The organism is Bacillus sp. UMB0728 (assembly GCF_002858875.1).
GTDB classification, from domain to species: Bacteria; Bacillota; Bacilli; order Bacillales; family Cytobacillaceae; genus Bacillus_AB; species Bacillus_AB infantis.
Genome location: NZ_PKLA01000004.1, coordinates 224529 through 237304, shown reverse-complemented (window position 1 = coordinate 237304; position 12776 = coordinate 224529). Strand labels below are relative to the sequence as shown.

Sequence of the window (12776 nt, the reverse complement as noted above, 5' to 3'; positions counted from 1 at the left end):
TATTTGTGATAAAAGAGAGATCTTTGGTGTATGATACCACTATAGAAATATAGCTGGTGATAATGAATGAAAAAAGTCGGAAAACTAGAAGCCATTTTTTGGAGCATTGCTTTGCCCGGTTTCAGCCAGCTGCTGACGGGTCACTATGTAAAAGGTGTTCTCTTTGTGGCACTTGAAGTTCTCATCAACGTTTTCAGCAACTTTAATCTGGCTATCATGCACAGTTTCCTGTGGGAAATTGATAAGGCGGCTGCAGTCCTTGATTATCAGTGGCTGATGTTTTACCCTTGTCTGTATATGTTTGCCATGTGGGATGCTTATAAAGAAGCTATGCCTGCACAGGAAGAATTGTCTTTTCTCCCCTTTGTCTTCGGAGCCTATTTTGTAACTGTCGGTCTTATGTATTCGGTGAGGCTCAAGCTTTTTGGCATCTTGTTTGGCCCGGTCTTTTTGCCGATGATTTTCCTTATTCCCGGGCTTGTGGCGGGCTTTGCGCTAAGGGCCCTGCTATTGTTCCTGCGAAGAAAAGCAGCGTGAAATGCATACAGGGGGGCCAATAAAAAACCTTTGCTGAATCAGCAAAGGTTTTCGCCGTTCATGAGCAATCACCAAACCACCCCCAAAAGCTCCTCTTTCCGGGCGAAGCTTTATGTTAGCAGTGAAAATATTCCTTATTTCTTTCTTCAATCCTTCCCCTTGCTGGCTGTTATTTGGCATATGATATAATGTGCTGGTGGAGAGGTGAGGATATGCTCGGTTATTTATTCATCACTAAGAAAAAACAGACACTAGAAAAAACCGTAATAAAAATCCAGCAGGGCGACAGCCGGCTGCTTAATGAACTGATAGAGTCATACAAACCTTTTATTGCAAAAACCGTATCCTCCGTCTGCAGACGCTATATCCATGAGTCTGATGATGAGTACAGCATCGGGCTGATTGCCTTTGATGAAGCGGTCCGTAAATACAGTCCCGAGAAGGGCAGTTCCCTCCTGGGATTTGCCGAAATCATAATCAAGCGAAGGGTCATTGATTATATCAGGCAGCAGGCAAGGCATATGAATGTCAGCTTTGAAGGCAGCAGTGGAAGTGCTGATGAACAAGCTTCAGCCAGTCTTGTGGAAGACAGGCTGTCGATTGAAGAGTTCGTGAAAAAAACAGAGCAAGAGCTTAGACGGGATGAAATCATTCACTTTACAGCTCTTCTCAAAGAATATGGATTAACTTTTGCTGAAATTGCAGATCAGTCCCCAAAACATGCAGATGCGCGGAAAAATGCGATGGAAATAGCATCGGCACTTGTCAGGGACAAAGAGCTGGCTTCCTATTTGCAGGAAAAAAAGCGCCTTCCCATCAAGCAGCTGGAAGGCACTGCAGCAGTGAGCAGAAAAACGATTGAAAGGAACAGGAAGTATATCATTGCTGTTTCCCTTATTTTAATGGGAGATTATGTGTATTTACAGGAGTATATAAAAGGGGTGCTGAAAACGTGAAAAAAGGGGTCATCCTTGAAATTGAGGGACGTTTTATGACGATGCTTACTCCCGAAGGCGAATTTCTTCGTGCCCTTAATACAGAAGGACATCATCAGATAGGGGAAGAAATCTACTTCTGCCCTGTTGGAAATGCAGAAAAAGACGGGAAAGGGCTCTTTTCACGCCTGGCGGCAAGAAAGAAACTGATTGCCGCTGCCGCCATGGCCTGCCTTCTTGTTCTATCTCTTGTCATTCCTTTTAATAACAACAGCGAAGTATACGCCTATATGACAATTGATGTAAACCCGAGCATCGAGTTGGGTGTCGACAAGGAACTGTCTGTAGTGGAGCTTCAATCTTATAATCAGGAGGGCAGGAAATTGCTTAGTCTCTTGGAGGATTGGAAGGGAAAAAGCGCCGGCTATGTAACACGGAAGATCCTTAGTCTGGCCCAGCAGCAGGGATATCTGAGAGAGCACGAAGAAATGATTATCGCTTCTGTACTGAAGAAAGAAGTCAGCAAGGATTCCACTGAAAGCAAGAAGCTGAACAGTCAGGTTGAAAGCATCAAAGAAACTGCAGAAGCAGAAAATCTTGAAGTCAAAGTGGTCGAAGCAACTGAAGGTGAACGGGAGAAGGCCAAAGAAAAAGGGCTGACTGCCGGCAAATTTAAAGAAGAGGAAATAGAAAGGAAGCAGCAGCTGGAGGAAAGGGAACGGGAAAAAGAAGAAGCTGCAAGGGAGAAAGCTGAAAGTATTAAAAGGAAACAAGAGCAGCAGAATAGCGGGAGCGCCGATAAGGCGAAAGATAAGAAGGGGGCAGGCGATATAAAGCCTTCGTCTCACGTTCCAAAACGTCCTGTTTCCAAGCCGGAAGGAAAGAATAAGGGAGCAGACAGGAAAGATGATGCCCGCAAAGCAAAGCCTGAAAAAAGGCAGGACGAAAACAAGGAGCGGGACAAACAAAAAAAGGAAGAACAAAGAAAACAGGAACATGACAAGCATGAAAAGCACGAAAAGCCGGAGAATAGTGGCAATAAAAAAGGTTCCCCTCCGCCCGGCAAAGATGGACAGGGGAATGGCAATAACGGACATGATAAGGGGCAAAAAGGGAATAATGGAAAATCCGGCTGAAGGCAGCCGGATTTTTTGCCATTTATATTTTATTATTATTGTTCGTTCCGTCCAGCAAGCTGGGATTGGGCTTGTTGTACAAGGCGCTTTGTAATCTCTCCGCCAACAGAACCGTTTGAACGGGAAACTGTATCTGAACCCAGATTAACGCCAAATTCCTGAGCAATTTCGTATTTGACTTGATCAAGATACTGCTCAATGCCGGGAACGAGCAGTTTATTGCTGCTTCTTGCCATATTGAGTTTCAGCTCCTTCCATATTGATGCAGAGCTTAAGGCCCTGTATCAGTAGTATGGAGCTGTGGAGTTTTTTCATGTTTGGTAATGTTATCTTGCTGTCTGTGCCCCGGCTGCGGCATATTCTGCTGCTTCTAAAAGCAGGTCTGCAATATGGACTGCCTTGACATGGCCTGCCGCCCCTTCACGCTCAATCCCAAGCTTCATCTGAAGAAGGCAGCCAGGATTTGAAGTGACAATGACTGCCGCTTCTGTTGTTCTGGCCTGGTTCATTTTGTAATCAAGAATCTGCATGGACATTTCCGATTCAACAATATTATAAATTCCCGCTGAGCCGCAGCACCTGTCCGCATCTTTCATTTCCCGGTACTCTGCCCCGGTGATAGAGCCCAGGAGCATGCGCGGTGCAGCTGCCGTTTTCATCACATTGCGGAGGTGGCAGGAATCCTGGTACGTAAGAATCTGATGGGGAAGGGTCAACTTATGGTTTTTATGGAAATCCAATTCAAATAGGATCTGGGAAATGTCCTTGATCTTATTTCTAAAGCTCTCAGCGCGGATTTTCCATTCCGGTTCATCTTTCAGGAGATGATCGTAATCTACAAGGAAAGCTCCGCAGCCGCCTGCATTGGTTATGATATAATCTGCTCCCGTATCCTCAAAGGCAGCGATGTTCCGTTTTGCCAGCTCCCTGGCTTTTTCTTTTTCCCCGCTGTGTCCATGAAGGGCCCCGCAGCAGGCCTGTGATTTGGGTATGACGATTTCACAGCCGGCCATCTGCAGCAGCTTCATGGTCGCGTCATTTGTCCCCATGAAAATGGTGTCCATCAGGCAGCCGGAGAAAAATGCTGCCTTTTTCACTGGCTTCCCATGAGCTGGCAGCTTTTCGGGACGCTTCTTCATATCCTTGTAGGAAGGGACAGCAGGGAGTACTTTTTCCATTGCTGCAAGACTGTCAGGGAAGAGCTTCATAAAACCGATTTTCCTAACAGCGGTTTGCAGGCCGGTCCGCTGATACACGGAAAGGAGGCCGGCCGCTGCCGTCATTCTTTCCTGATGCGGGAACAGCCCATGGAAAACAGTCTTCCTGATCGCCTTGACAGGGAGTGAGTACTTTTTATTCTGGCTGATAATATCCCTTGCTTCCTCGAGAAGGTGCCCATAATTAACACCTGAGGGACAAACTGGCTCACATGCCCTGCAGCCAAGACATAAATCCAGGGATCGCTCAACATCGCTGTCCGGCTCGATCAGCCCGTCCGCTACAGCTTTCATCAGTGCGATTCGGCCTCTTGGAGAATGCTCCTCCTTAAAGCCTGAAGTGATGTAAGTGGGGCAGGAGGGGAGGCAGAAACCACATCGCATGCAGTTCAGCATTTCATCCTCATCCATCCTGCTGCTGAACTCACTTTGGATCTTTTGCCGTTCAATTGCTGTACTCATTTAGATACCACCACACGTTTCCTGCTGTCTTTGGCAAATATTTTCCCCGGGTTCATGATATTCTTCGGATCAAGGGCTGCTTTGACGGCCTGCATGGCAGCAATGCCTTCGCTTCCCAATTTAAGTTCAAGATAAGGGGCTTTCATGACTCCCACGCCATGCTCGCCCGTTATAGTTCCTCCAAGCTCGATGGCTTTTGCAAAAATCTCGGCAAAAGCATTTTCCACCCTTTCCATCTCTTCTTTATTTCTTGCATCCGTCGGACAGGTAGGATGGAGATTTCCATCTCCGGCATGGCCGAAAGTACAGATTTTCAGGTCATATTTACTGGCAATCTCATTGATGCTCCTTACCATATTGGCAATTTCAGAGCGGGGGACCGTAGCATCTTCAAGAATGGTGGTGGGCTTGAGCCTTGCAAGGGCTGAAAGGGCGGCTCTTCTCGCAGCCGTCAGCGCCTCTGCCTCGGAGGCCGTTTTGGCCACCTGGACAGAAACAGCACTCTCTTCCCGGCAAATGTTCTCCATCTTTGCCATGTCACGCTCGACAACTTCACGAGGTCCATCCTGCTCAATCAGCAAAACTGCTTTGACATCTGTAGGCAGTCCGATCTGTGCGAACTCTTCCACAACTTCGAGTGTCGGCTGATCCAGGAATTCTAATGTTGCAGGGATGATTTTATTGGCTATGATTTTTGAAACCGTCTTCGCGGCTGCTTCAAGGTCCTGGTAAAGGGCAAGCATCGTCTTTTTAGTTTCCGGCATCGGGATCAGCTTCAAAGTCGCTTCGGTTATAATCCCAAGTGTACCCTCAGAGCCTGTGAAAAGACGGGTGAAGTCATAGCCCGCCACATCCTTTGCGAGCTTGCCTCCCGTCCTGATGACATCCCCATTGGCCAGGACCACTTCAAGGCCCATGACATAATCTCTGGTCACACCATATTTAAGGCCTCGCAATCCGCCGGAGTTTTCATTTATATTTCCTCCGATTGTAGATATTTTCATGGAACTTGGATCAGGAGGATAAAAAAGTCCTTTTGCTTCTGCTTCGCGTATCAAGTCAAGTGTGACAAGCCCGGGCTGAACAGTAATGGCGAGATTCTCTTCATCAAGGTCAAGAATTCTGTTCATATGCTTGAACAGAATAACAAGCCCGCCCTCGGTCGGGCATGTGCCGGCGCACAAATTTGTGCCCGAGCCTCTTGGGACGATGGGAATGGAATACTCGCTGCATACTTTTACAATTTCAGATACTTCGCCTGTATTTCGCGGGCTAATGACCGCATCAGGGAGGGATTGAAAATTCGGGGTGGCATCATAGGAATAAACCAGGCGCACCGCATTAGAGTCATCATATTGGTCTATGCCTGCAATCGCTGTCAATTTCTCTTTAGCAGCTTTCGGTATCATAACAGGAGCCTCCAGTTGCAGCCGGCTTCTGCCGGCAGTACTTTTAGCTTCATTATATGGAAGGATATTTAGAATTTCTATAGATATTAATACGAATATTATCCGCTTAATTAGTGATCATTTGTATGTTCATCCAATAGCAGGCATGCCATATAAAGGATGAACAGCTGCTGTGCATTTCCCGTGCCCAGCCCAGTCAGATCCTCAATCTTCCTAAGGCGATAGTGAAGTGTATTGATATGTATATGCATGCTTTCAGCAGTCTTTTTCAATGAATGGTTCTGCCTGAACAGCTCTTTCAGTGTTGCAAGTACGTCGGGGTGCTGCTGCAGGGGTCCGATGGTCCTTTTAATATAATCCAATTTGGTTTCAGGCTTGATTTCATCCATCAGCATCTCCAAGGTAAGATTTTTATCAAATCTCAGGCCCCTGGCTTTCTTTGCAGCCTTCACAGCCCGTTCCGCCTGCCTGAAGGAACGGGAGAGTGCAGAGGAAGCGGCCGGCTGCCCAGCCCCTCCAGAAAGCGGAGAACCGGAACTTCTGTCGAGATACCAGTAATACCTGGATACTCTGTCCTCAAGCCTTTGGATGTGCTCTTCTGAATGATGTGCGAAGAGCGCAACAATTCGATCATGACCCCAGCGTATGAAAAGGTCATTACTGTTTTTTTCTGGCCAGGATAGGAGCCTTTGCCAGATTTCCCTTGAAGGAATCTTTTCAGGTTCGAGGAATTCTGCTATAAACACCAGCCGGTCAAGCCTGGTATCGACCTTAAGCATAAGCGCCCTGTCTATAAAAGAACTGCCGTGCCCCCGCTCCTGCAGCCAATCAAAGACAAAGCCTTCAAGGGCCCTTGACTGCCAGTCAATCTGTTCGCTGTAGAAATTTTCGCTGATTAAAAGCTCTGTCATTTTCCTAATAATTTCTCCGTAAGGAGCTACCTTTTCCGGGTCGCCTGTGATCCCAATCACTGCGGCAACTTCTTTTTGAAAGAAAACAGGAAGATTGATCCCGGCTTTGACGCCTTTCAGCTTTTTTTCATCATCTGCTGTGATGATTCTTTTATCCCGTTTTTTAACAGACTGGAGTGCTCCTTCATGGAAGGCTCCAACTCTATCTGGAGATGTGCTTGAAACGATTATTCCATCTGTATTGACCACGATGATTTCTTCTTTCAAGACCCCCCGGACCTCGCGAAGGATCTTTTCGGCAAGTGCTGGCAAAAGCATGATCGAGCCTCCTGATTTTGTTGATATAATTATTATCTTTATACTTAATTATATAAAAATAAAAAAAATCACGCTAATAGCCTCATAATCCTTTTAAACCCTTCTGTTTTTCTTTATGATAGGGGATAGGCAATTTAGGAGGGAAAGATCATAATGTGGGATGAAATAAAAGAAAGGCTGGATAAATTATCCCCTGCCCAGGTTATCACCGGCTACTATTTGCTTGCTGTCACCATTTCGGTGCTGCTGCTGCGCATTCCTGCAGTCCATCAGCCCGGTGTTGAGGTTTCCTGGCTCGATTCGGCCTTCACGGCTGTCAGTGCCGTTAGTGTAACGGGGCTTTCAGTTATAAATATATCTGAAACATACAGTACCTTCGGGGTCTTTATGCTGATGTTCGTCCTGCAATTCGGGGGAATCGGCATCATGACGCTGGGTACTTTTTTCTGGATCTTGCTAGGCAAGAAAATCGGTTTAAGGGGAAGGCGGCTCATCATGGTCGACCATAACCAGTCGAACCTGTCGGGCCTGGTCAATTTGATCAGGGAAATCCTGAAGCTGATCCTGATTATTGAAGCGGCGGGGGCACTTATACTGGGTGTGCACTTCCTCAGTTATTATGATACATTCCAGGAAGCCATGCTGCACGGCCTGTTCGCTTCGGTCAGTGCTACGACAAACGGAGGCTTTGATATTACCGGTGCTTCCTTGATCCCTTATGCGGATGATTATTTTGTACAGCTTATACATATAATCCTGATCACACTTGGGGCAATCGGCTTTCCTGTTCTGATAGAAGTAAAGCATTACCTTTTTGACCGGAGAGATTATAAAAACTTCCGCTTTTCCTTATTCACAAAGCTGACGAGCGCCACCTTTGCCGTGCTGCTGGTGGTTGGGACGGTTCTAATCCTCCTCCTGGAAGGAAGGCATTACTTCAGCGGAATGAGCTGGCATAAAACGTTCTTTTATGCTTTCTTCCAATCTGCCACAACCAGGAGCGGAGGCCTTTCGACTTTGAATGTCAATGATTTTGCGGAGTCTACCCAGCTGCTTCTGAGCGGGCTAATGTTCATCGGAGCTTCCCCAAGCTCGGTCGGTGGAGGGATCAGGACCACGACTTTCGCCCTGAATGTCCTCTTTCTTTATCAGTTTGCCCATGGGAACAGGGATATTAAAGTATTTAAAAGGGAAGTCCATCAGGATGATGTATTAAAATCCCTGGTCATCACCATTTTAGCTGTCGGCATGTGTTTCTTTGCAGTTATTGTGCTCAGTCTGACTGAGGCCCATAGCGTGACAGCTATTATTTTTGAAGTGTGTTCGGCCTTCGGAACGACAGGATTGTCGATGGGGATAACCCCCGATCTGTCAGCGGTCGGGAAGTGCGTGATCATCATACTGATGTTCATTGGAAGAATTGGGCTGACTTCCTTCTTATTCATCATTGGAGGAAAAGAAAAGAAGTCAATCTATCATTATCCAAAGGAAAGAGTCATCATTGGGTAAAAGCATATAACCATGGTTATATGCTTTTTTATCTGGGCAAAAGCCCCAAAACCCGGGCCTCGAGTCATCATAAGCCACGGGATGTGGGTTATGCAGACGTTGCCGCAGTACGTGGTTTTTAGTCTGCGTTCCTTAGTGGGCAAGCCGCTTCCGCACTTCGTTTAGTCCGTTCCCCTGCTCACGTCTTTTTCTGGGTGCATGAAGGGGGAGCTTTGGGGTTTTTGTTTTTTTTCGAGTAGTTCTCTGTTTTCGTCTGTATTCCAGCCGATGTCGTTTGTCGGGTGGATCCATTGTTCCCCTGACATGACAGCAGGGTCGGTTTCATCGGTCCATTGTTCCAGCGGGGAGTTTTCTGAAGCGTAGAAGCTGTCGCCAATTGTAACCCCAAAAGAGTTTTTGAATGGCTCTTCCAGCTTCAGATGCGTCCCTTTTAAGCTGGGAGCGGATATTTGGTGGGGCAGTGTGCCATCAATGCCAATCTGCTTCCCTTTTTTCATCTGTTATGTGCACATCCTTTCTTTAATGCGAAGAGGTTAGGCTACAGAGCTGGACAAGTATTATTTTTTCAAGCTGGCTTCTATTTTATAAAGAAGCAGGACCTGCAAATAAAGGAAAGAGCAAGAAAGAATTCTTTCGGGGTGGAACGAAGAAAATATAGGAGAAACAATGACTTAGGAGGAATCAATATGGCGAAGCGAAAAGCTGAACATGATGCGGTAGAAAAATATTCTAAAACGCCGAAGAAAAATGTTGCAGAATCAGAATTCTCCGCAGAGTTTACACATGGGGAAGAGACTGCTAAAGGAGCCAACCGGAATTCCAAGCAGGGAAGAAAGGGGAGGGGCTGATGAAAAGGAAACCTGAGGGTGACTTGAAGCAGGAGACCTCCAATGTTGAGTTCGGCCTGGAATTTGGGGACATGAACGCAAGCAAATTCTACGAACATCCAGATGCCTTCAGGGAGAAGAACCAGAAGGAAAGAAACAGTAAATAAGAGATGACCGTGCGGCCGATTTGGACCGGTTTTTAGGATTTGGTAGAAAAATTCAGGAAATGATTAAAATATCCGGGAAATAACTAAAAAAACTTTATCTTTAAACAAATAAAGGCTTCAATTGGTAAATAATAGATCCGCGCCAGTTACAAAACCTAAATTCAGCCGGCTATGAGCACAGCACACGGCTTGAAACGGTCATTCTGAACAAAAAAGCCTGAAACTGCAGCAGTTTCAGGCTTTTTTTCAGAAATTAAGCTGGTTTAAGTGTATTTTTGGTGCAAGAAAAAATTTGTGTCTGTTCATTTGAAGCATCGAAAAAGGCGATGATACTGGAAGCTTCCCGTATAATTTCTCCCGTTTCCAGATACGCGCTGATATTAAATTCAACCTGGTCAAGAAGAGTATGTTTGTGAAGGTCCTTCTCGCTCAGGCGCAGATTTTCAAATTGGCTGCCCAATGAAGCTGGGTTCCTTGCAATTTCCTGATAGATAGCGGATCGATCGCTCTTTTCATAGCCGGCTTCCCACCATGGTTTTCTAGGCTTATACTTCTGGTTTGCAAGATAGTCCAATTTCATAAGGCCTTCAATGACCCTTAGATCTTCCAGCTGCTTATATTCGAGGAATTGCTGCAGCCTGCGGAATAGATCTTCGAGCTGATGACCGATCCTGGACCAGCCCATCTCTTCCCAATAACCTCCAAACTCCTGGAAAAAGTCAAAAGGGGTCGGGAACGAACGGGTAGTCAAATACTCAATAGTATGGTCCATGCGATGGTCATTCCAGTATTTTTCCAAAACATCTTCAACCTGTTTGATCCTGATAATATCTTCAAATGGCAGTACATTATTGCCGAGGATTTCATATGGCGAATGATCCATATAAGTGTATCCGTGCTTTTCTGCACTCAGCCTCAGGCCTGTTCCGCGCAGCATTTTTAGGAAACCAAGCTGAAGCTCTTCTGGCCTCATGGCGAACACATCGTTAAAGGTCTTCTTAAACGATTCATAATCTTCCTCAGGCAGACCCGCAATCAAATCAAGATGCTGATCGATTTTTCCGCCGTCTTTGACCATTGTAACCGTCCTTGTCAATTTGGCAAAGTTCTGTTTTCTCATGACCAATTCATTTGTTGCATCATTTGTCGACTGGACGCCGATCTCAAAACGGAATAGTCCAGGAGGGGCTTCCTTGTTGAGAAAATCAATGACTTCCGGCCTCATGATATCAGCAGTGATCTCAAATTGAAAGACAGTCCCCGGCCGATGCTCATCAATCAGAAAACGGAACATCTCCAGCGCATAGCTTCTGCTGATATTGAAGGTACGGTCCACAAACTTAATCGTTTTAGCTCCATTATCCATTAAATATCTGATATCTTCTTTAATTTTCTCTCTGTCAAAATAACGGACGCCAACTTCAATGGAGGAAAGGCAGAACTGGCAGGAGAAAGGGCAGCCTCTGCTCGTTTCTATATAAGTGACGCGTTTGGAAAGATGCGCTTTGTCTTCTTCAAATCGGAAAGGGGATGGAAGTTCGCGCAAATTCAGCTTATTTCGCTGCGGGTTGAACTTCACCTGGCCATTTTCCCTGTAGGCAATACCATGGACATTTTCCATTTTTTTATCACCATCAAGCTCTGCAAGAAGCTGCTTAAACGTTTCTTCTCCTTCACCGATGACGATATAGTCAAATGCTTCTACCTTTCCCATCCATTCCGGCACATCGTAGGAAACCTCAGGGCCTCCGGCAATAATCTGGATGGCAGGATCGATTTTTTTGATGATATTAATGACCTTGATTGTTTCTTCAATATTCCATATATAACAGCTGAATCCGATAATATCCGGTTTTTTTCTAATCAGATCGGTCACGATATTCATGACAGGATCCTTAATGGTGTACTCTGCCAGCTGAATGTCATACTCAGGCTCGGCGTAAGATTTTAAATACCTGATGGCAATATTGGTATGGATATATTTAGCGTTCAATGTGGTGCAAACGATATTCATAATAGTAGAACTCCTTTAAGAGTAGTGCAGTTCAGAACAACTTATTATTATACGTTATTGTTGACAAAAAAAGTAGCTGTAAATCATCTGACCCGCTTAGGCAATCTTCTTTTTTCCAGCCCGGGGATTCCCGATCCCCGGGCTGCCCAAAGTAAAAAGCCCGCCGTCCGGCGGGCTTTCAATCAGCTTAACAGTTTTCTCCTATAAAACTCCAGCCATGTTTTTCCCCGCAGCTGAAGCTGCTTCAGCCTGGAGGTGTTAAGCTCTATAAGCGGCTGGGCAAAAGAAGTTGCAATCCTGCTTGAAAGGATAAGCGTAAGGATCAGGGATATCCCTGCTAAAAGCAGGAAATTCTCGGGCTCATGGAAGTAATCCTGAACCACGCTCTCCCGGAAAATTCTCACAAAGAACCCATGCAGAAGATAGACATATAAAGTGTTCTTGCCGAGATTCGTAAAGAAATATTTTTTTCTTGGTACGAAAGCCAGGAACGAAAACACCATGATGAGGCTGAGAATGTAAAAGGACAGCCTGGTCAGCAATGCTTTAAAAGAAGCTGCGCCCATTTCAGCGTATGGCTTTGATCCAAGCAGCCATTTATAATTGATATCCGGATAAAAATAGAAGCCGATGAACACGATCGCAAAGATGCCTAATGCAGCAAACCTGAATTTTGGCCTGAATAGCATATATAGCTGTTCTTTCCGTAAAAAGTATCCGATCAGGAAAAGCGGGAAGAACACAAACGTCCTGGATAAGCTTAAATAATTGGATACCGTGTCAGCATAGCCGATCAGCAGCCCAATCAATATAGCAGCTCCGATGGAATAAGCAGGCTTGAATTTTGCGAACAAAAGCAGCATGATATTCCAGCAGAACAAGCTCAGCAGAAACCATAGTGACCAGTGCGGCGTAAAAGGATCGAGAGAGATTGTTGATTTGTTATAAAGATAATAATAGAACACAGAATAAATTGCCTGGAAAATTAAATAAGGCAGAATCAGCTTTTTGGCAATTTTCTTCACATATCCCTGTTTCCATATCCCTCTTGCAAAAAATCCTGAAACCAGAATGAAAGCCGGCATATGGAAGGTATAGATGACCTTGTACAGGGTGTAGATTGTTTCATTATCTTCAATAAAGGAACGTAGCAAATGCCCAAAGACAACAAAAAAGATCAAAATGAACTTGGCGTTGTCAAAGTAATAGTCTCGCTGTTTCATAACTCCTCCTTGATTAAAGACCCCCATAAAACTTTTATCTATAATACCCAGCCTAACATGCAGCTAAACAGTTGTGCCGTGTTAATTAGAGGATGGCATACCAGTAAATTC

Annotated in this window: 13 protein-coding genes; 6 read left to right on the top strand and 7 right to left on the bottom strand. The window is 45.4% G+C overall.

All coding sequences use genetic code 11. From position 1 onward, the window contains the following. Positions 1 to 66 precede the first annotated feature (66 nt). The 3 genes from CYJ37_RS17020 to CYJ37_RS17010 all read left to right on the top strand — a co-directional run bounded on the left by CYJ37_RS17020 (position 67) and on the right by CYJ37_RS17010 (position 2608). On the top strand, positions 67 to 537 hold the full coding sequence (locus tag CYJ37_RS17020; RefSeq protein WP_009794238.1) for a hypothetical protein: 471 nt from the start codon (positions 67 to 69) through the stop codon (positions 535 to 537). A 212-nt stretch (positions 538 to 749) separates the two neighbouring features. Next, positions 750 to 1493 carry an RNA polymerase sigma factor SigI gene (gene sigI, locus CYJ37_RS17015; RefSeq protein WP_009794239.1) on the top strand — a complete coding sequence of 248 codons (744 nt, stop codon included), beginning with the start codon at positions 750 to 752 and terminating at the stop codon, positions 1491 to 1493. Next, positions 1490 to 2608, top strand: coding sequence for an anti-sigma factor domain-containing protein (locus tag CYJ37_RS17010; protein ID WP_101550774.1), 1119 nt, complete (start codon positions 1490 to 1492; stop codon positions 2606 to 2608). Before sigI ends, CYJ37_RS17010 begins: the two co-directional genes overlap by 4 nt. Before the next feature lie 35 nt (positions 2609 to 2643). On the opposite strand, the gene CYJ37_RS17005 is transcribed toward CYJ37_RS17010, so the two are convergent. From CYJ37_RS17005 to CYJ37_RS16990, 4 genes are all read right to left on the bottom strand, one after another. Continuing rightward, positions 2644 to 2844, bottom strand: coding sequence for an alpha/beta-type small acid-soluble spore protein (locus CYJ37_RS17005; RefSeq protein ID WP_009794241.1), 201 nt, complete (start codon positions 2842 to 2844; stop codon positions 2644 to 2646). Positions 2845 to 2934: 90 nt separating this feature from the next. Then, positions 2935 to 4287: a (Fe-S)-binding protein gene (locus CYJ37_RS17000; RefSeq protein ID WP_101550772.1), complete on the bottom strand. Its 1353-nt coding sequence runs from the start codon at positions 4285 to 4287 to the stop codon at positions 2935 to 2937. Next, positions 4284 to 5696: a glycolate oxidase subunit GlcD gene (gene glcD, locus CYJ37_RS16995; RefSeq protein ID WP_009794243.1), complete on the bottom strand. Its 1413-nt coding sequence runs from the start codon at positions 5694 to 5696 to the stop codon at positions 4284 to 4286. Before glcD ends, CYJ37_RS17000 begins: the two co-directional genes overlap by 4 nt. A 110-nt stretch (positions 5697 to 5806) precedes the next feature. Continuing rightward, entirely contained in the window at positions 5807 to 6925 is a 1119-nt protein-coding gene (locus CYJ37_RS16990; RefSeq protein WP_101550770.1) for a CdaR family transcriptional regulator, read from the bottom strand. Positions 6926 to 7078: 153 nt separating this feature from the next. Here CYJ37_RS16990 and CYJ37_RS16985 point away from each other — a divergent pair, with 153 nt between their 5' ends. Then, the gene (locus tag CYJ37_RS16985; RefSeq protein WP_009794245.1) at positions 7079 to 8434 is read left to right on the top strand and encodes a TrkH family potassium uptake protein; all 1356 of its coding nucleotides are present in this window, start codon (positions 7079 to 7081) and stop codon (positions 8432 to 8434) included. 161 nt (positions 8435 to 8595) lie between these two features. Here CYJ37_RS16985 and CYJ37_RS16980 read toward each other — a convergent pair whose 3' ends face one another. Then, positions 8596 to 8931, bottom strand: coding sequence for a DUF3905 domain-containing protein (locus CYJ37_RS16980; RefSeq protein WP_009794246.1), 336 nt, complete (start codon positions 8929 to 8931; stop codon positions 8596 to 8598). 189 nt (positions 8932 to 9120) lie between these two features. On the opposite strand from CYJ37_RS16980, the gene CYJ37_RS27345 reads away from it, so the two are divergent. Together CYJ37_RS27345 and CYJ37_RS27340 are read left to right on the top strand one after the other, a co-directional pair. Continuing rightward, positions 9121 to 9282 (top strand): hypothetical protein, encoded by a 162-nt coding sequence (locus CYJ37_RS27345; RefSeq protein WP_022543641.1) that lies wholly within the window; start codon positions 9121 to 9123, stop codon positions 9280 to 9282. Continuing rightward, positions 9282 to 9428 carry a hypothetical protein gene (locus tag CYJ37_RS27340; protein WP_009794248.1) on the top strand — a complete coding sequence of 49 codons (147 nt, stop codon included), beginning with the start codon at positions 9282 to 9284 and terminating at the stop codon, positions 9426 to 9428. Before CYJ37_RS27345 ends, CYJ37_RS27340 begins: the two co-directional genes overlap by 1 nt. Positions 9429 to 9681: 253 nt before the next feature. On the opposite strand, the gene CYJ37_RS16975 is transcribed toward CYJ37_RS27340, so the two are convergent. Continuing rightward, positions 9682 to 11442, bottom strand: coding sequence for a B12-binding domain-containing radical SAM protein (locus CYJ37_RS16975; protein ID WP_101550768.1), 1761 nt, complete (start codon positions 11440 to 11442; stop codon positions 9682 to 9684). A gap of 182 nt (positions 11443 to 11624) precedes the next feature. Continuing rightward, the gene (locus tag CYJ37_RS16970; RefSeq protein ID WP_022543642.1) at positions 11625 to 12665 is read right to left on the bottom strand and encodes an acyltransferase family protein; all 1041 of its coding nucleotides are present in this window, start codon (positions 12663 to 12665) and stop codon (positions 11625 to 11627) included. Between the last annotated feature and the right edge of the window lie 111 nt (positions 12666 to 12776).

Excerpts from the sequence above, each read along its gene's own strand:
- CYJ37_RS17020 (WP_009794238.1), top strand. The coding sequence starts at position 67 with ATGAAAAAAGTCGGAAAACTAGAAGCCATTTTTTGGAGCATTGCTTTG.
- sigI (WP_009794239.1), top strand. The coding sequence starts at position 750 with ATGCTCGGTTATTTATTCATCACTAAGAAAAAACAGACACTAGAAAAA.
- CYJ37_RS17005 (WP_009794241.1), bottom strand. The coding sequence starts at position 2,844 with ATGGCAAGAAGCAGCAATAAACTGCTCGTTCCCGGCATTGAGCAGTAT.
- CYJ37_RS17000 (WP_101550772.1), bottom strand. The coding sequence starts at position 4,287 with ATGAGTACAGCAATTGAACGGCAAAAGATCCAAAGTGAGTTCAGCAGC.
- glcD (WP_009794243.1), bottom strand. The coding sequence starts at position 5,696 with ATGATACCGAAAGCTGCTAAAGAGAAATTGACAGCGATTGCAGGCATA.
- CYJ37_RS16990 (WP_101550770.1), bottom strand. The coding sequence starts at position 6,925 with ATGCTTTTGCCAGCACTTGCCGAAAAGATCCTTCGCGAGGTCCGGGGG.
- CYJ37_RS16985 (WP_009794245.1), top strand. The coding sequence starts at position 7,079 with ATGTGGGATGAAATAAAAGAAAGGCTGGATAAATTATCCCCTGCCCAG.
- CYJ37_RS16980 (WP_009794246.1), bottom strand. The coding sequence starts at position 8,931 with ATGAAAAAAGGGAAGCAGATTGGCATTGATGGCACACTGCCCCACCAA.
- CYJ37_RS27345 (WP_022543641.1), top strand. The coding sequence starts at position 9,121 with ATGGCGAAGCGAAAAGCTGAACATGATGCGGTAGAAAAATATTCTAAA.
- CYJ37_RS27340 (WP_009794248.1), top strand. The coding sequence starts at position 9,282 with ATGAAAAGGAAACCTGAGGGTGACTTGAAGCAGGAGACCTCCAATGTT.
- CYJ37_RS16975 (WP_101550768.1), bottom strand. The coding sequence starts at position 11,442 with ATGAATATCGTTTGCACCACATTGAACGCTAAATATATCCATACCAAT.
- CYJ37_RS16970 (WP_022543642.1), bottom strand. The coding sequence starts at position 12,665 with ATGAAACAGCGAGACTATTACTTTGACAACGCCAAGTTCATTTTGATC.